The sequence below is a fragment of the Phenylobacterium sp. genome (genome assembly GCF_036402295.1).
Lineage (GTDB): Bacteria > Pseudomonadota > Alphaproteobacteria > Caulobacterales > Caulobacteraceae > Phenylobacterium.
The window spans coordinates 1-17,369 of sequence record NZ_DASWTE010000411.1 but is presented as its reverse complement, the minus strand read 5'-3'; the positions used below and the strand labels follow the sequence as shown (position 1 = coordinate 17,369).

Sequence of the window (17,369 nt, the reverse complement as noted above, 5' to 3'; positions counted from 1 at the left end):
GGCGCCCTCGAACGAGCCGACGTTCAGGCCGGTGTAGATCCAGTCCCCCGCCAGCACGAGGTTGGAAAAGCCCGAGCCCCAGGCCTCCAGGCGGTAGTCGACGCTGCCCGGAGGCGAGGCGACGTAGCGCTCGGTGGGGTCGATGTTGGCGCGCCAGAACTGGCTGTCGAAGCGCGCCACGCCCTGGGCGTTCGGGTTTTCGGTGTCGATCAGCAGGCCGAAGTCGAGGCCCATGGGGTCGCCCAGGCCGTTGGCGGCGCGGACGGTGGCCTTGGGCAGCATCGTGCCGATGGCGGTCTGCAGGTACTGGATCGACTGGGCCTTCACCCGGTCGCGCTGGCGGCGCGGGTAGTCGGTGTCGGTGAAAGCCGGCGGCGGCTCGTAGTCGGCCATCAGCCCGCAGAAGTACCAGATGGCCTTCGGTTGACTCTGGGTCGGCCAGCTCTCCCACTGCACGAGGTCGGGGAAGTTGCCGTTGCCGTTGGGCGGGCAGAAGTAGGTGCCCGAGATGGCGAGCTCGTTGCCGGTGAGCCGCTCGGACCAACCCATCTCGTACATGTCCTTGCTGAGCCAGATCTGCATGGCCTGGGTGGTCAGCGCCGGGATGTTCTCGACCATGCCCTGCCAGGCGATCGACTCGTCGATCAGCTCCTTGCAGATGTAGGGGGCCGCGCCCAGCGAGATGCCGAGCACGATCCGGTCGAAGTCCTTGCCGGCGTGCATGACCTTGCGGTCCTTGAGGTGCGGGACTTCGGCCGATGGCCAGCCGCACCAATAGGACTCCAGGTCGAGGTCCAGGGCGCGCATGTATTCGCCCTCGTTCAGCTGGTCGTAGAGCGGGCGGTGCGGCCAGGACGGCAGGCCCTTTACGTCGATGAGCGGCTGGTAGCCGCGCTCGGGGTGCTTCAGCGTCGCCTGGATCGTGAACTCGACGGCCTCGATCGACGCCTTGTCGGCGGACAGGCGCAGGTTCTCGACCTTATGGAAGAACTCGAACTTCACACCACGACGTTTCAAGACCTCGTACATCGGCGCGACGACGGTCTCGCCGGTGCCCGCGGCGAAGGCCCAGATGAGCGAGCCCATGTAGGCCACGCCGCGCAGGGTCCAGTCGAGGTAGCAGCCGGCGCCCATCACCGCGGCGCGGCTCGTGTCGCCGTCGGGGCTCTGGTAGCAGATGTTGACCGTGGAGAGGGGGACCGGCGAGGCGAGCGTCTCGGGCGCGATGCCGTGGCGGGTAAGCCAGTCGCTCCAGTTCTCGCTGTCGAGGTGGTCGTAGCCCTTGACCTGGACGTTGTCCTGCAGGGCGCCGAGGATCACGGTGGCGTAGAAATCCAGGGTGATGAGGGCCCGGCGGATGTCGGTCTGCTTGTCGGCGAACTTGGGGGCCAGGGTGTCGACGAGCTTCGCCGCGCCCGCGACCAGATCGCGGATGGTGGTGATCTCTTTCACCAGCGGGTGGTTCGGCCCCTCGCTGATCGGGACCGCGAGGGTCTTCATCGCCCGTTGCATCACGTGCTCGATGCCGGCCTCGACGAAGCCGGGCAGCTCGGCCGTGGACTCCAACGTCTTCAGAATCACGTCGAGGAGGGCCGCGATCGCGGTGGGCACGCCCTTGTAGTAGTGGCCGTCGATGGGCGGCACGTCGTTGGGCGGCAGCCGCGCCGGCCAGGGGACGAGGCCGTTGTCGCGGAACTCCCACGACATGGTGAAGTCCGATGGGATGAAGGCCTCCTCGAAGGTGGCCAGCGGCATCCCGGGCTTGCGGTTCAGCTCGGCGTAGACCGCCGACAACATGGGGAGCGCGTTGAAGTAGCTGCCCATGAATCCGTGGATGCCGTGCTCCTCGATGCGCTCGTTGGGCCCGCGCGACGACGCGCACTTGCCCCCGAGACGCCAGCCGAGCTGGTAGATCGTGATGTCGAAACGCTTCTGCCAGTCGGGCTGGCTGGTGAGCTCATAGGCCGTGGCAAGTGCACCCATGCCGCCGCCGAGAATCGCCACCTTCTGCGGCGAAGTCGTGTTGGACATATCCGTTTACCGAGGGTTTTCGCCCCGGTCCCGCCTAGGTTGTTGACCTATGCAGGGTGCCAGCCAGCCTTTTGCAGATGCTTAACGAGGCGATCCAAATCGGCGGCGCGGGAAAACGGGTGCCCGGTCTTGAGCGCGTCGAGGGGGTAGGCGGTGGCGTTGCTGCGGCCCGGGCCGGCGCGGGAGCGGGCCAGGCGCTCGCCGTCCTCGAGGGCGCGGCGGGCGTGCTCCATCTGCTCGGCCCCCGAGTAACAGGCGGCCAGCAGGTAATGCAGCGGGAAGCGCTCGGCCCCGCGGGCGCAGGCGTCTGCGGCGTCGCGAGCGGCGGCCTCGTACTCGCCGGCGATGAAGCGGGCGACGGCCTTGGAGCGGAACCACAGCCAGCTGTGCGGATCGTTCGGGCTGGCCGCGATGGCGCGCTCGGAATACTCGATCGCCTCCTGCGAGGCGCCCTCGAAGGCGAGCAGGCGGCCCATCTCACCGCAGGCAGCGGCGAGGTAAGGGTTGAGCTCGAGCGCCCGGCGCTGTTCGGCCTTGGCCTCGGTCAGGCGGCCCATCAGGGAGAAGACGACGCCCAGGGTGTAGTGGGCGAAGGCGTCGGAGCCGCCGACCCGCACCGCCTTGAGTGCGATGCGGTGCGCCTCGGCGAGGGCGGCGGCGGGATCCTGGGAGGTCCCGACCCAGACTTCGAACAGCTTGCAGTGGGCGAGGATGGCCAGCGCCGAGACGTCGTCGGGCTCGAGCTGGAGCGCCTGTTCCAGGAGCTGCTCGGCGGCGCGGACGTCCTTGGCCGTGGAGCGCCAGAAGTGGCGGCGGCCGCGCACGAAGAGCTGCCAGAACTGCAGGCTGCGCTCGGGCGACTTCAGGGCCTCGGTCTCCTCGCGCTCGAGCACCGCGGGCTCGATGGCGCCGACAATCGAGGCGGTGATCTCGTTGACCATCGGGAACAGGCCCGACATCGGCCGGTCGTAGCGGTTGGACCAGGCGCTGGTCTCGTCGAAGCCCTGGATCAGGTCGACCGAGACGCGGACGGTGCCGCCCAGCGCCCGGACCTTGCCGTCGAGGACATAGTCGACGCCCAGGCGCGCGCAGATCGCGCCCGGCGGATGTCCGGCGACCTCGGAATGGATTAGGGCCTGGCGCGGCATCACGGCCAGCAGCGGCGACTTCGAAAGGCCGGCGGTGAGCTCGTCGGCGAGCGCCTCGGCGAACCAGGCCTGCTCTTCGTCGCCCACCGGGTGGGTGAACTCGAGCACCACGATCCGGGGCCGGACCTTGCTGGGCCGCAGTTCGGCGGCGACGGGCGTGGGCTCGGTCGCGGCGCGGCCTTCCAAGGCCGTCACCGGCGGCTGGACGTCGCTTCCGCCCGACACGAGGCGGTAGCCGACGCGGGGAATGGTCTGCAGGGCGAAAGCGCCCTCGCTGCGGGCGGCGAGGCGGCGCAGCTTCATCATGACCAACGTGATGGCGTCCTCGCCGACGACGCGGCCGTTCCAGCAGGTGGCGATGAGATCGTCGCGACTCACGACCTCGCCGCCGGCGTTGGCCAAGGTGACCAGCACCTGCATGACGCGAGGCTGCAGGACCTCTCGGCCATGCGGCGCCACCACCTCACAGGTGGGGGGACGCACTTGAAGCGTTCCCAACGCGAACGCCGCCTGATGCGCCAGCTGCATCGCACTCCCAGTCCAGGCCAAGCGGCCGACCCGCGAGTCGCCGCCGCGGCCCTGACTCGGCCGCCGCCGTAACGTAGTTGCCCAAACTGGCGAGACCAAGGCCGAAGATCGGGCCTTGCTCGGTAAAAGCTCGGGAAAAGCTCGGCCAGAGATTGGGTGGACTCTATGTCGAAAACGGCCGCGGACTGGTCTTCTCATCCCCAGGTTTCGATCACCTTGGAGGTGCGGGTTGCCCGACAACCTGCCTGCATCTGCCGCCCGGCGCCTGTCCCGCTTCCGCAGGGTGCGCGGTGGGAATTTTGCGACGGCGGCCTGGTGATCGGCGCCTCTCCCCGGGGCGTGGGACGAGCCTAGCTCGTTCGGCGCCTGTCCATCCTGTCGGCCCGGGGGGGCCGACCGGATGGCTTTCCGGCGAGGTCTTGCCGTCGCTTGATGGCGAGCGCCTTGAAACAGCCCCCGACCACGGCCGGGTCGGGGGCTGTCTTTTTCCTGCGCCGGCCCTAAGTCTCGGCGCAGGAGAAGGAGCCCGGGATGAGCGACAAACCTCTCGAAGGCGGCTGCCGGTGCGGCCAGGTGCGGTTCCGGGTGACCGAACAGCCGCTGCTGACGATGGCCTGCCATTGCCGCGGCTGCCAGCAGATGACGGGTAGCGCCTTCTCGCTGAGCGCGATGTACCCGGTGGCCGGATTCGAGGTCACGGCGGGTGAGCCGGCGATCGGCGGGCTGCACGGGCCCACGCGGCACTTCTTCTGCCCGCACTGCATGAGCTGGCTGTTCACCCGGCCTGACGGGGCGGACTGGCTGGTGAACGTGCGGGCGACGATGTTCGACGAGGTCGCCGACTTCACGCCCTTCCTGGAGACCTACACGGACGAGAAACTGCCGTGGGTGACGACGCCGGCGGTGCGCAGCTTTCCGAAGTTCCCCGAGATCGAGGACTATCAGGGGATGGTCAACGAGTTCATGGCGCAGAGGGGCTGATTTCAAATCCCGCTCATCCCGGCGAAGGCCGGGACCCAGATCCCAAAGCCGGGCGCTGACTGGACAGGCTGACAGCTCCAGGAACCCACCAACGAGCCACCCCATCTGGGTCCCGGCCTTCGCCGGGATGAACGCGGTAGTGGGGGCAGGGAGCAGACCGCCGGTTCAGACAGTGGACCGCGACAGGTTTGCGAAGTCGCGCTAGGGGCGGGGGCATGGCCGAAGACCATCCGCTGGACCGCCCCATCCTCGCCATGTTGACCGGCCGGCGGCAGGCGTCGTTGGCGATCGTGCGGGGTGGGGCGCGGCGGCTGGATCCGGCATACGGGATCTTCGCGGCGCTGGCGGACGCCGCGCCGGCGAGCCGTGCGGCTCTGGGTGCGCTGGTGCGCGAGCATGGCGACGTGGCGCTGGTGGAGCCGCGGGCGGCGCCGGCGATCCCGGGGACGCGGGTCGTCTCCGAGGCGCTGTGCTGGCAGATGGTGGCCGAGGGGTCGGGCGAGGCGGGCCGCTCGATCGGCTTCGATATCCTGGACCTGGGCCCGAGCGACGCGGCCGAGATGCTCGCGCTGGCGACCCTGACCCGGCCGGGGCCGTTCGTGGCGCGGACGCCCGAGCTGGGCGACTTCGTGGGCGTGAGGCTGGACGGGCGGCTGGTGGCCATGGCCGGGGAGCGCATGAAGCCCGACGGCTTCACCGAAGTGAGCGGCGTCTGCACCCATCCCGACCATCGCGGGCGGGGCTATGCGGCCGCGCTGATGCGGGTGGTGATGGGGCGGATCCGGGGGCGCGGCGAGGTTCCGTTCCTGCACGCCTATGCCGAGAACCGCGGCGCGATCGGCATCTACGAGGGGCTTGGTTTCCGCTTCCGCCGCGAACTGGTGATGACCAGCCTGACGGCGGAGTAGGGCCGAAGGCCGGCAAGGGAACCGCGGAAAACGCGGAAGAACGCGGAACGTCGCCGCTATCCTTTCCGCGTCTTTCCGCGGTTTGAAGAAATCGCCTGCGGCGCGGTCAGTCCGGCGCGGGGAGTTGGGTGCGGGGGCGGCTGGTCCAGGCGGCGCCGACGGCGGCGGCGATGACGGCGGCGACGCCGAGGAGTTGGGCCGGGGCGAGGCGCTCGTGCAGGAGCATCATACCGAAGAGCGCGCCGAAGGCCGGCTCGAGGCTGGTCAGCACGGCGAAGGTCTTCGCAGGCAGCCGGGGCAAGGCGTACATCTCGAGCGAGAAGGGGATGGCCGTGGAGACCAGGGCCACGAGCAGCGCCCAGGGCAGGAGTTCGAGGCGCAGCAGTTCGGTCCCCGCCTGGGCGACCCCGAACGGCAGGATGACCAGGGCGGCGATGCTGATCGCGAGCGGGGCGGTGGCGTGGCCGAAGGCGCGGCTGGCGGCCTGGCCCCAGACGATATAGGCGGCCCAGGAGGCGGCGGCGCACAGGGCCCAGAAGACGCCCAGGACATCCAGGCCGCCGACGCCCGTCCCGAGGTCCTGCCCCACCAGGCCCCAGACGCCGCCGGCGGCGAGCACGGTCCATAGGAGGTCGGCCAGTCGGCGCGAACCGGCGACGGCGACGCCCAGCGGGCCGAGGAACTGCAGCGCGATGGCGACGCCCTGGGGCAGGCGGTCGAGCGCCATGTAGAAGAAGAGGACAGCGCCGGCGGATGCCAGGCCCAGGCCGATCAAGGGCAGCAGCGGCGCCTTGGCGGGCCAGCCGCGCCACGGGCGCGTCACGGCCAGCATCATCAGCGCGCCCAGGATGATGCGCAGGGTGGCCGTGCCCTGGGGGCCGAGGACCGAGAACAGCGACTTGGCCAGCGAGGCGCCCACCTGGAACGCCGCCGTTGCGGCGAGCACCGCGGCGACGGGCAGCAGGATGGCGAGCGCGGTCGTCCGGGTCTCGCTGGTGGTCACGTAGCCCTCCGACTGGAAGGCTTCTAGATGGCCGAGCGCGACCGGCGGCGAAAGGACCAGTTGGCAGGCAGAGGCCAGACCGGAGCGTGTCGGTGAGGCCGGCGGCGCGTCAGCGCCGCTGCAAAGATGCCCGCGGACGCACGCGGATACGCGCGGACAAGGCGCACCCCATCCGCGTCGGCCCGTGTGCGTCCGCGGGCATATTGCGCCTGCGGCGCGCTGGAGGCGGCTGCAGGAGCCGCCCCCAACGTCGTCAGGACATCACCACCAGGACGACACGGCGGTTCTGGGCGCGGCCTTCGGGCGTCTCGTTCGGCGCGACAGGGCTGTCCTCGCCGTAGGAGATCGTGTTCAGCCGGTTCAGCGCGACGCCATGGCCATTGAGGTAGCGGCGGACAACCTCGGCGCGGCTTTCGCCGAGCTTTTCATTGTAGTCCGGCGCGCCGGTGGCGTCCGTGTGGCCCTGGATCTCCACGTAGACGTTCTTGTTCTCAGCCTTCAGCTTCTCGACGAAGGCCGCCAGGCGGCTCTCGGCCTCGGGCGACAGCTCGGCCTTGTCTAGGGCGAACTTCACGGCGTCGTCCTGCAGGACCATCTGGTAGAGGAACTTGCCCTCGGCCAGCTTGCCGGCCGCCGTGGCGCGATCCAGGGCGTCCTTGGCGGTGCCCTCGACCGCGGTCACCCGCGGCTCAACCGTGTCGACCCGCGCGTTGACGATTCCCGCCTGTTCCCGCGCGTACTTCTTGGTGGCGCAGCCCGTGGTGGCCAGGCCCGCGGCCACAAGCACCACACCGAGCAGCACGCTCTTGCGAGCTCCCATTCCTGTCATCTCCGTAGATCGAAAAACCCCCGTCAGCCGCGTTGCAGCGCGGCTTCCAGCGATCCCCAAACGCCGGACTTGGCGTTTGGTGGCATGGCGGGGGGTGCGACAGGGCGCCGCATGGGCGCAGAGGTTGAGGACGACACAACCTCCGCTCTCCTGTTTGGAGCGCCGGGTCGCGCAGGGTAGACTCGTCCCATGGCCGTCGCCTTCACCCGCGAAGAGGACTACGAGGCCCAGGCCGCCGACCTGCCGGACCGGCCGGTCTCCGCGCATCCCAACCTCGTCACGGCCTCGGGCCTGGCCGCCATCGAGGCCGAACTGGCGGCCGCGCGCGAAGCCTATTCGAAGGCCCAGACCGACGGCGGGATTAGCGCCGACCGCACCGCCATGGCGCGGGCGACGCGCGACCTGCGGTACTGGTCGCAGCGCCGCGCGAGCGCGCAGCTGACCGAACCCGAACGGCAAGACGACGTCGTGCAGTTCGGCGGCACGGTGGAGATCGAGCGCGAGGACGGCCGGCGGCAGGCCTTCCGCATCGTGGGCGAGGACGAGGCCGACCCGGCCAAGGGCAGCGTCTCCTACGTCTCGCCGCTGGCGCGGGCGTTGATGGGCAAGGCGGTCGGCGACACGGCGCAGGTGGGCGGGGCCGAGGTCGAGGTCATGGCGGTGCGCTGAACCCTCTGCATCGCGCGGCGTTGGAGCGCTGCGCTGAGAGGGATCACCATGTTCAAGATGTACGCTTACGCCTGGATAACGCTGGGCTTCTTCCTCGTGTCGTTCGTCCTTCACTGGACCTTCGGGTGGGCCGCCTTCGTCGATACGCAGCAGGCCCACGGCCAGGCGGCGGAGCTGTCGGCGTTCCTCGTGGAGGCGTCGCGCGACACCTTCGAGAACTGGCAGTCGGAGTTCCTGCAGCTGCTCTGGCAGGTCGTGGGCCTGGCCTACTTCCTCTACGTCGGCTCGCCCGCGTCGAAGGAGAACGACGACCGGATGGAGGCGAAGGTCGATGAGCTCCTGAAGCTGGTCGGCAAGGAGAAGGGCGAGCGGCTGATCGCGGAGCTGGACGACAAGTTCCTGCGCCACCACGGACACGCCCGGCCGCATGGTCATGACGAGGCCTATCCGAAGGGAAAGGGAGACTAGCGAAGCGCCGGCCCTTCTCCGCCGCGGAGGAGGGCCGGCGGCGTTCGGCTAGTGGGACTTGGCGCCGCCGAGCTCGGCCATGAGCTCTTCCTTGCGGGCCTTCAGGCGCTCGCCCATGGCGTCGAGGTCTTCCTCGCCCTTCTTGGCCTGGGCGAAGATGCCGCCGGGCTGCTCCTCTTCCTTGACGTGGTGCTTGATGTACTCGCCCAGTACCTTGACCTTGGCGTCGTAGAACTCGTCACCAGGCTTCATGGCCTCGATCTCGGCGATCAGCTTCTTGGCGCCGTCGTGCTCGACGTAGGCCTCGTCCAGCATGTCCTCTTCGACGTCGCCGCGCTCCTCGGGATAGAAGATCTCCTCCTCGATGGTCGTGTGGACCTTCAGGGCCAGGGCGATCTGGTTGAAGAGCGCCAGCTTCTCGGCGTCGTCCTCGAGCTGCTCGTACTCGTCGAACCAGCCTTCGACTTCGCGGTGGTCCTGCTTCAGCAGGCGGATCGAGAGGGGGTCGCGCCGGGCGGTGCGGCGCTTGCGGCCGGACGACTTGCGCGCCGAGCTGGTCGTGGATTTTGCGGCCGTGGCCATGGGGGGCTCTCCAGGTGATGGGGTTGAGACCCTCCGAACACGAAGGAAACCCTACGGTTCCGTGGGGTTTCCGACGTTGCGTCAGATAGTTGCCTACTGGGTGGCGCCGCCTGGAGCCGAGCTCTTGGCCTTGGCGGCTTCGGCGGCCTTCTGGGCCTCCTCGGCGCGGGCGCCGGCGAGGATGCCGGGCAGCGCGTAGTTCCCCTCGTGGCAGGCGTATTCGTAGATGATGCCGTTCATGGGCGAGAACTCGTACTCCCCGCCCCAGGGGGCGTCCCAAATGCTGGGGTCTTCGACCGTGAAGGCGTAGTGCAGGCGGTTCTTGCCGACGCGGGTGAACTTTTCGGTGACCTTGAGGTCCTTCCACGCGCCCATGAACTGCTGGTTCTGCGGGATGTTGGTGGTCTCCACGACCAGGGTGTCGCCGTCCCACCAGCCGATGGAGTCGCCCATGTAGGGCCGCACGCCGTCGGTACGGTGCTTGGAATTGAGCCGGACCTGCCGCAGGTCGTGGATCATCTCGACCTCGATGAGGACCGAGTCCGCGGTTTGGAAGATCTGGTAGTTGTTGTTGTAGAAGCCGTTCGGGAACATCGGCGGACCGGCGTTGCGGCCGAACGACATGATGCAGCGCTCGCCGAGCGACCGGGTCTCATAGGAATCGAACGCGCCCATGCCGCCGCCGAAGCGCGGGGCGGGCGGGGCGCCGGCCTTGCGGGGCGGGGGCTGGCCGTTGGGCGTGGTGATCAGCGAGGTGCGCGGCTCGCCGTTGACGCGCATCACGTGGCTGCCGGGGTCCAGCCAGCCGCGGTTGTACCCGCCGACGTCGCCGCCGGCCGCGGCGAACTCGGGCCGCACGTTGGCGTTGGCCGGCCGCTTCGGGGCCTCGGCGGGGGCGTTGGGATCGGTGTCCTCGTTGCCCTCCTCGACCTCGGCCGCGGCGTTGGACTCCATCTCCTTCACCTGTTCGGGCGTGTAGTTAAGCTGGTCCTTGAACTGGGGCCGGCGCGTCATCGGCGTGAGCGTGGCGTTGCTCCAGTAACCGGTGAGGTCGGGCTGGCCGAAGGCGTTGCGCGGCGCCTTGTAGGGGGCGGCGGCCTTGGCTGGAGCCTTCGCATCGGCCGCGGCGGCGCTGATCGGCGCGGCGGCGACGCTGGCCAGGAGGATGGAGCCGAAGGCGGCGATGACGGCGCGTTGCAAGGCGAAGAACTCCCAGATGTCGAGCGGCGCTCTTGGGCCCCGCATCATACCGACTTTACGACTCGCCTGTTGCGGGTCTGTTTCAGGATGGAAGGGCGGGGTAGGTTCGCGGTTCAGGAGGACTCATGGCCGACGCGAACGATAACGACAACGATGAGACGCCGATGCAGAAGGCGCTGCGGCTGAAGAAGGCGGCGCAGGCGCAGAAATCCGGGCCGCCGGGCCGCGGCGGAGTCGAGGGCGAACGGGCGGCGGCAGCGCGCTCGCAGTCGAAATCCAAGCCCTGGATGAAGAAGTAGCGGGGCGTCCCGCTAGTGCTTGACGACCCACTGGCTGACGTAGGCGTGGGTGGCGCGGGCGAGCTTGGGCGGGCCCGAGAAGTAGAACTCGCTGCCGAACATGGTCTTGCGCTCGCGCCACGTGATGGCGCCGGTGTCTTCGGATTGGAGAACCGACCGCAGCTTGGCGCTCATGCCCGCGGGCACGAAGGCGACGTATGTGGCGTCGGGCATCGTATCACTCCCACTGAGCCCCTCAGGCGGCAAGAGACGGTGAGTCCCGCTCAGCACCAAGCGCGGCCGCTGGACGCAGGCTGGACAAGCTGTGGACGGGTGGGCGAGGTGGCGGCTTTCCGGAGTCGGGAGGCTTGCTCGTGCGGTTCGTTTCACTTGCCCTGGCGCTGAGCCTCGTCGCGGCCCCTGCATGGGCCGACGAATTGAGCGAGTGGAAGGCGCAGGCCGCGCGGATCAGCATCGTCCGCGACGACTGGGGCATCGCACATGTGAAGGGCAAGACCGACGCCGACGCGGTGTTCGGCATGGCCTATGCGCAGGCCGAGGACGACTTCAACCGGGTGGAGACGAACTACCTGACCAACCTGGGCCGCATGGCCGAGGCCGAGGGCGAGAAGGCGGTCTGGCAGGACCTGCGGATGCGGCTCTACGTCGATCCGGCCGACCTGCAGGCGAAGTACCGTGAGAGCCCAGCCTGGCTGCGGGCGCTGATGGACGCATGGGCCGACGGGCTGAACTACTACCTGGCTACGCATCCGCAGACGAAGCCCCGGGTGCTGACGCGGTTCGAGCCGTGGATGGCGCTGTCGTTCACCGAGGGCAGCATCGGCGGCGACGTGGAGCGAATCCCACTTGCCGACCTGGAGGCCTTCTATGGCGGCACGCGGAACGCTGCGGTTGCCGAGTTCGCGTTCAGGGACCCGCCGGGCTCGAACGGCATCGCGCTGTCGCCCAGGGTGACGAAGGACGGCCACGCGCTCCTGCTGATCAACCCGCACACATCGTTCTTCTTCCGCTCGGAACTGCAGATGACGAGCGAGGAGGGGCTGAACGCCTATGGCGCGGTCACCTGGGGGCAGTTCTTCATCTACCAGGGCTTCAACGAGAAGGCCGGGTGGATGCACACGTCGAGCGGCGTCGATGTGGTGGACGAGTTCGCCGAGACGGTCATCCGCACGCCGGGGACGCTGATGTACCGCTACGGGCGCGAGGCGCGGCCGGTGGCGGTGAAGGACGTGACGGTGCGCTTCCGGGCGGCCGACGGGACGCTGAAGAGCCGGACGTTCACCACCTACCGCACGCACCATGGGCCGATCACGCGGGCGGCGGACGGCAAGTGGATCGCCACAGCGCTGATGTTCAAGCCGATCGAGGCGCTGCAACAGTCGTTCCTGCGGACCAAGGCGACCGACCTGCCGGGCTTCCTGAAGGTGGCCGAGCTGAAGGCCAACTCGTCGAACAACACGCTCTACGCGGACGCGAGGGGCCAGACGGCCTACTTGCACCCGCAATTCATCCCGAAGCGCGACGACCGCTTCGACTACACCAAGCCGGTGGACGGGGCGGACCCGGCGACGGACTGGCAGGGGCTGCACGCACTATCCGACGCGCCGACCGTGATCGATCCGAAGGCGGGGTGGATCTACAACTCCAACAACTGGCCCTATTCGGCGGCGGGGACGGACAGCCCGAAGCGGGCCGCGTTCCCGAGATACATGGACACCGCCGGCGAGACGCCGCGGGGGTTGCATGCGATCCGCGTGCTGGACGGCAGGAGCGGCTTCACGATCGAGGGGTTGCGGGCGGCGGCCTACGACCCGGACCTACCGGCGTTCGACCGGCTGATCCCCAAGCTGTTGGAAGCCTACGGGCTGGCCTCGCCCGACCAGAAGGCGGAGCTGGCTGGCCAGGTCGCGGCGCTGAAGGGGTGGGACCGGCGCTGGGGCGTGGACTCGACGGAGACGTCGCTGGCGGTGTTCTGGGCCGAGGCGCTGTGGGCGAAGTCGGCCGCCGGGGCGAAGGCGGCCGGAATGACGACCTACGAATACATGGTCGAGAAGAGCCCGTCGGCCGACCGGATCTCGGCGCTGGAGGAGGCCTCGGCGCGGCTGACGGCGGACTTCGGGAGCTGGAAGACGCCCTGGGGCGAGATCAATCGCTTCCAGCGGCTGTCGGGCGACATCGTGCAGACGTTCCGCGACGACGGGCCCTCGGTCGCGGTGCCGTTCACGGCGGGGACCTGGGGTTCGCTGGCCTCGTTCGCCTCGCGCCGCTACCCGGGGACGAAGCGCTACTACGGGACCAGCGGCAACAGCTTCGTGGCGGTGGTGGAGTTCGGGCCGAAGGTGAAGGCCATCGCGATCTCGGCCGGCGGCGAGAGCGGGCACGCGGGCGCCAAACACTTCAACGACCAGGCCGAGCGGTACGCCAAGGCGGCGTTGCGCGAGGTCTACTTCTATCCGGAGCAGCTGCAGGGCCACACCGAGCGGAGCTATCGCCCGGGCGAGTGAGGTGCGGCATTGCGACGCGGAACGCGGTTCTGCGACGTCGCGTCAATGGCATGGTAGCCGGCGTTGTGAGTCCCTCGCGCAACGAGGGGAGTCGCGCGCGTGCCGAACATCCGATCCGCGGGCCACGGCTGGAGTTCGCCCAACGCGGTGGTGGCGATGGCCATCGCCGCGGCGCTGATCGTGCTCGCGGCGTCGGCGGTGTTGCAGGCCTATGCAGCGGCGAGCGTGGATGACGTGGCCGTCGCGCGCGAAGCGCAATTGATGCGGTACGCGATCTCCAACCACCTCGAGGACGTGCGCGAGGACCTGGTCGCGCAAGGCATCTGGAGCGAGGCCTATGAGGCCGCCAACGATCCGTCGCGGCGGCAGTGGTTCCATCCGAACTACGGGCTCAACCTGTTCGAGGCCCGAAAGCACAGCCTGACGGTGGTCTTCGACGGCGAAGGCCGGCCCGTCTATGCCGCCTTGGGCGGAGAGCAGACCGACCCCGCGAAGGTGGCGGACTTCGTCGCCGCGGTGCGGCCGGTGGTGGACCTGGCGCGCGCCCGGTCGGACGCGCTGACCGTCCAGAATCCCGCGGCCCTGGGGAAGGCTCGCCAGACGAGCGCCGCCGCAGCCGTGCGCGTGGGCGGGCAGGCGTATCTCGCGGCCGCCGCGACCATCGTGCCCGAGTTGGGATACGCCAAGCCGCCGCGCCGCGGCGCCCCGATCGTGGCCTCGGCGCGAGCTGTGGACAAACCCCTGCTGAGCGCCCTCTCGGCCGAGCTCCGCCTGCGCGATGCCCGCTTCGTCGAGCGGGCCGGACCGCACGCGGCGGCCGCGCTGCTGAGCGCCGCCGGTCGGCCGATCGGGTTCATCAGCTGGCAACCTGAGCGGCCATCGGCGGACATGTTCGGGCGCAAGCCGTGGCAGGTGGCGCTGTTCACCGGCCTGGTGCTGATCGTGGTCGGCGCGCTGATCTTCAGCCTGCGGCGGCAGGCCCGCAGTCTGGCCCAGGCCCGCGACCGGGCCGAAGCGGGCGACCGCGCCAAGTCCGAATTCATCGCCAACATGAGCCACGAGATCCGCACGCCGCTGAACGGCGTGCTGGGGATGGCGCAGGTGATGGAGGCCCACGAACTCAGCGTCCCGCAACGCGACCGTCTGCGGGTGATGCGCGAATCCGGCGCCGCCCTCCTGACGCTGCTGAACGAACTCCTGGACTTCGCCAAGATCGAAGCCGGGCGGCTGGAGATCGAGGCGGCGCCGTTCGACCTGGATCGCCTGGTGCGCCAGGTCGCCGCGACCTTCGAGGGCATGGCCAGTGCGAAGGGGCTGGCGCTGAGCGTTGCGGTGTCGCCGGCCGCCCACGGCGTCTGGATCGGCGACGCCCTGCGCGTCCGCCAGGTGCTGTCGAACCTGGTGTCGAACGCGGTGAAGTTCACGGAGCGGGGCGGCGTCACCCTGGCCGTCACCGCCGACGACGATGGGACGTTGCGGTTCCGGGTGGTCGACACCGGCATCGGCCTAGAGGCCGCGCAAATCCCGGGGCTGTTCGACAAGTTCATCCAGGCGGACGCCTCGACGACGCGGCGTTACGGCGGCACGGGCCTTGGCCTGTCGATCGTCCGCGCGCTGGTGGAGCTGATGGGCGGCGAGGTCTCGGCCGAGAGCCGGCCGGGTGAGGGCGCGTGCTTCAACGTCGTCCTGCCGCTAGCGCGGGCGTCGGAGGCCGACGCCCCAGTGACGCTCCAGACCAGCGCCGAGCCGGTCGCCGGCCGGCGAGGGCTGCGGGTGCTGGCCGCCGAGGACAACGCTACGAACCGGCTGGTGCTGGCGGCGCTGCTGGAGCCTCTAGGGGCCGAGCTCACCCTGGTGAGCAACGGGCGAGAGGCCGTCGAAGCGTTCGGCGCAGACACTTTCGACGTCGTGCTGATGGACGTGCAGATGCCGGAAATGAACGGCGTCGACGCCACGCGAGCGATCCGGGCGATGGAGGCCAGGGGCGATCGCGTCCGCACGCCGGTGCTGGCGCTGACGGCAAACGTCATGAGTCATCAGCTCGAGAGCTACCGCGTGGCCGGCATGGATGGCCACATCGCCAAGCCCGTGGAGGTGACGGGGTTGTACGCCGCGCTGGACGCTGTGCTGGCCCCGGCGGAGGAGTTGGCGGCGTAGGGGGCTCCAATCTACACCTCAACACCGCTCATCCCGGCGAATGTGGGGAGCTCAGAGGCGGTCCACGAGCCCAGAGCTTGTCCAATCGACCCCAGCCTTAGGATTTGGGTCCCGGCATTCACCGGGATGAGCGCGATTGAGTTATCCGCGCGGCTTGCCCTTGAAGCTCTTGGGCGGGCCGCCGCGGTGGGGTTTGCGGGGGCCGGTGGGGCGCGGGCCGCTCGGCCGGGGCCCCGGGGCGCCGGGCGGGCTGGAGGGGTTGATGCGCAGTTCGCCGGCGTCGGCGGCGGCGCGAATGGCCTCGCCGAAGCGGGCTTCGACGTCGCTGGCGATCTGGAACTTCGTCTCGTGGTCGAAGATGCGGATCAGGCCGATGTCCTTCTTGGTGACATGGCCCAGACGACAGATCAGTGGGACCAGCCACTTGGGGTCGGCGTTCTTCGAGCGGCCGACGGGCAGGCGGAACCAGCCGCCGTCGACGGACTCGACCTGGGTCTGCCGCTCGGGCCGGAGCGGCCGGGGCTCGCCGCCGCGGTCGGGCAGGATCTCCTCCGGCTCGGGCAGGCGCGAGCGGTAGAGGCGGACGAGGGCGGCGGCCACGGCCTCGGGGCTGCGGTCTTCGAGCAGGCGCTGGGCGAGGACCAAATCCTCGGGCGTGGGCGCCTCGGCCAGGATCGGGTCGTCCAGCATCCGCGCCTGGTCCTTGGCGCGAATCTCTTCCGGCAGGGGCGGGCCGGACCACTCGGCGTCGACGCCGGCGACCTGCAGCAGGCGCTCGGCCTGGCGGCGCTTGGGGTGGGGGACCATGACCACGGACACGCCCTTCTTGCCCGCCCGGCCGGTACGGCCGCTGCGGTGAAGCAACCCAGCCGTGTTGGACGGCAGATCCGCGTGAATGACGAGGCCGAGGTCGGGCAGGTCGAGGCCGCGGGCCGCCACGTCGGTGGCGATGCAGGCGCGCGCATGGCCGTCGCGCAGGGCCTGGAGGGCTTCCGAGCGCTCCTTCTGCGAAAGCTCGCCGGAGAGCTGGACGACCGCGAAGCCGCGCTCGCGCAGGCTGGCGTGCAGGTGGCGGACCCGCTCGCGGGTGGCGCAGAAGATCAGCGCGCCGGGGCTCTCGAAGTAGCGCAGCAGGTTGACGATGGCGTTCTCGACGTCGGTCGGCGCCACGCGCACGGCGCGGTAGGCGATGTCGCCGTGGGCCTCGTCCCGGCGCAGGGTGTCGATGCGGTGGGCGTCGCGCTGGTAGCGCTTGGCCAGCGCCGCGATCTCGCGGGCGATGGTGGCGGAGAAGAGGAAGGTGCGGCGCTCGGCCGGGGCGGCGTCAAGGATCGCCTCGAGGTCCTCGCGGAAGCCCATGTCGAGCATCTCGTCAGCCTCGTCGAGGACGACGACCTTCAGCGCCGAGAGATCGAGGTTGCCGCGCTCCAGGTGGTCGCGCAGGCGGCCGGGCGTGCCGACGACGATGTGCGCGCCGGCGTTCAGCGCGCGCTGCTCGGCGCGCGGGTCCATGCCGCCGACGCAGGTGGCGATGCGGGCCTGGGCCGGGGCGTAGAGCCAGCCGAACTCGCGGGCGACCTGCTGGGCCAGCTCGCGCGTGGGGGCGATGACGAGGGCCAGCGGCGCCTGGGCGCGGCCGAACTGCTCGGCCTCGCCCAGCAGGGTCTCGGCGGCCGCGAGGCCGAAGGCGACGGTCTTGCCCGAGCCGGTCTGCGCCGAGACGAGGAGGTCGCGGCCCGCGGGGGCCTCGAGGACCGCGGCCTGCACGGGCGTAGGCTCGTTGTAGCCCTGCGCGTCGAGCGCGCGGGCCAGGGCAGGATGGGTGGCGGGAAAGGGCATTGGTGACGTTCCATAACGCGGCGGACAGCGCCTGGCGTCAGGAGTCTGTTCGGTGTGGGGATTTCGCCACCGGAAGTGGCGCGAGTGACGGGGCTCGAACCCGCGACCTCCGGCGTGACAGGCCGGCGCTCTAACCAACTGAGCTACACCCGCGCAATGCCGTCCGGCGCTGCGAAGGCGGCTCTCATATGGGCGGGTCGGAATCGAGTCAACGGGAGAGTTC

The 17,369-nt window shown here is 69.8% G+C and carries 15 protein-coding genes and 1 tRNA gene; 7 read left to right on the top strand and 9 right to left on the bottom strand.

Annotated features, from left to right (window positions below; translation table 11 throughout):
* Together VGD44_RS23980 and VGD44_RS23975 are read right to left on the bottom strand one after the other, a co-directional pair.
* Positions 1-2,031: NAD(P)/FAD-dependent oxidoreductase (locus VGD44_RS23980; RefSeq protein ID WP_331090902.1), on the bottom strand; the 2,031-nt coding region annotated here is incomplete at its 3' end.
* Positions 2,032-2,078: 47 nt separating this feature from the next.
* Complete coding sequence (locus VGD44_RS23975; protein WP_331090901.1) at positions 2,079-3,662, bottom strand: winged helix-turn-helix domain-containing tetratricopeptide repeat protein; 1,584 nt, start codon at positions 3,660-3,662, stop codon at positions 2,079-2,081.
* A gap of 576 nt (positions 3,663-4,238) precedes the next feature.
* On the opposite strand from VGD44_RS23975, the gene VGD44_RS23970 reads away from it, so the two are divergent.
* Positions 4,239-4,688, top strand: a complete 450-nt coding sequence (locus VGD44_RS23970; protein WP_331090900.1) for a GFA family protein — start codon at positions 4,239-4,241, stop codon at positions 4,686-4,688.
* Between the two features lie 215 nt (positions 4,689-4,903).
* A complete protein-coding gene (locus tag VGD44_RS23965) occupies positions 4,904-5,596 on the top strand; it encodes a GNAT family N-acetyltransferase (RefSeq protein WP_331090899.1) in 693 nt (230 codons plus the stop codon).
* Positions 5,597-5,702: 106 nt separating this feature from the next.
* Here VGD44_RS23965 and VGD44_RS23960 read toward each other — a convergent pair whose 3' ends face one another.
* Together VGD44_RS23960 and VGD44_RS23955 are read right to left on the bottom strand one after the other, a co-directional pair.
* Positions 5,703-6,599, bottom strand: coding sequence for an EamA family transporter (locus VGD44_RS23960; protein ID WP_331090898.1), 897 nt, complete (start codon positions 6,597-6,599; stop codon positions 5,703-5,705).
* A gap of 253 nt (positions 6,600-6,852) precedes the next feature.
* Entirely contained in the window at positions 6,853-7,419 is a 567-nt protein-coding gene (locus VGD44_RS23955) for an OmpA family protein (RefSeq protein ID WP_331090897.1), read from the bottom strand.
* A 198-nt stretch (positions 7,420-7,617) separates the two neighbouring features.
* Between VGD44_RS23955 and greA the strand changes: the two genes are divergently transcribed.
* Together greA and VGD44_RS23945 are read left to right on the top strand one after the other, a co-directional pair.
* The gene (gene greA / locus VGD44_RS23950; RefSeq protein WP_331090896.1) at positions 7,618-8,097 is read left to right on the top strand and encodes a transcription elongation factor GreA; all 480 of its coding nucleotides are present in this window, start codon (positions 7,618-7,620) and stop codon (positions 8,095-8,097) included.
* A gap of 48 nt (positions 8,098-8,145) precedes the next feature.
* Positions 8,146-8,565, top strand: a complete 420-nt coding sequence (locus VGD44_RS23945; RefSeq protein WP_331090895.1) for a DUF6766 family protein — start codon at positions 8,146-8,148, stop codon at positions 8,563-8,565.
* 48 nt (positions 8,566-8,613) lie between these two features.
* Here VGD44_RS23945 and VGD44_RS23940 read toward each other — a convergent pair whose 3' ends face one another.
* Together VGD44_RS23940 and VGD44_RS23935 are read right to left on the bottom strand one after the other, a co-directional pair.
* Positions 8,614-9,147, bottom strand: a complete 534-nt coding sequence (locus VGD44_RS23940) for a hemerythrin domain-containing protein (RefSeq protein ID WP_331090894.1) — start codon at positions 9,145-9,147, stop codon at positions 8,614-8,616.
* Positions 9,148-9,240: 93 nt separating this feature from the next.
* Positions 9,241-10,392, bottom strand: coding sequence for a hypothetical protein (locus VGD44_RS23935; RefSeq protein ID WP_331090893.1), 1,152 nt, complete (start codon positions 10,390-10,392; stop codon positions 9,241-9,243).
* A gap of 80 nt (positions 10,393-10,472) precedes the next feature.
* Between VGD44_RS23935 and VGD44_RS23930 the strand changes: the two genes are divergently transcribed.
* Positions 10,473-10,646: a hypothetical protein gene (locus tag VGD44_RS23930; protein WP_331090892.1), complete on the top strand. Its 174-nt coding sequence runs from the start codon at positions 10,473-10,475 to the stop codon at positions 10,644-10,646.
* A 12-nt stretch (positions 10,647-10,658) separates the two neighbouring features.
* Here the strand turns inward: VGD44_RS23930 and VGD44_RS23925 are convergent, their stop codons facing one another.
* Positions 10,659-10,859 (bottom strand): hypothetical protein, encoded by a 201-nt coding sequence (locus tag VGD44_RS23925; protein ID WP_331090891.1) that lies wholly within the window; start codon positions 10,857-10,859, stop codon positions 10,659-10,661.
* A 140-nt stretch (positions 10,860-10,999) separates the two neighbouring features.
* Between VGD44_RS23925 and VGD44_RS23920 the strand changes: the two genes are divergently transcribed.
* The gene (locus VGD44_RS23920) at positions 11,000-13,150 is read left to right on the top strand and encodes a penicillin acylase family protein (protein WP_331090890.1); all 2,151 of its coding nucleotides are present in this window, start codon (positions 11,000-11,002) and stop codon (positions 13,148-13,150) included.
* 99 nt (positions 13,151-13,249) lie between these two features.
* The gene (locus VGD44_RS23915) at positions 13,250-15,307 is read left to right on the top strand and encodes a hybrid sensor histidine kinase/response regulator (RefSeq protein WP_331090889.1); all 2,058 of its coding nucleotides are present in this window, start codon (positions 13,250-13,252) and stop codon (positions 15,305-15,307) included.
* A gap of 141 nt (positions 15,308-15,448) precedes the next feature.
* Here VGD44_RS23915 and VGD44_RS23910 read toward each other — a convergent pair whose 3' ends face one another.
* Together VGD44_RS23910 and VGD44_RS23905 are read right to left on the bottom strand one after the other, a co-directional pair.
* Positions 15,449-17,146 (bottom strand): DEAD/DEAH box helicase, encoded by a 1,698-nt coding sequence (locus VGD44_RS23910; protein ID WP_331090888.1) that lies wholly within the window; start codon positions 17,144-17,146, stop codon positions 15,449-15,451.
* 76 nt (positions 17,147-17,222) lie between these two features.
* Positions 17,223-17,299: transfer RNA gene (locus VGD44_RS23905), tRNA-Asp, on the bottom strand.
* Positions 17,300-17,369: the final 70 nt, after the last annotated feature.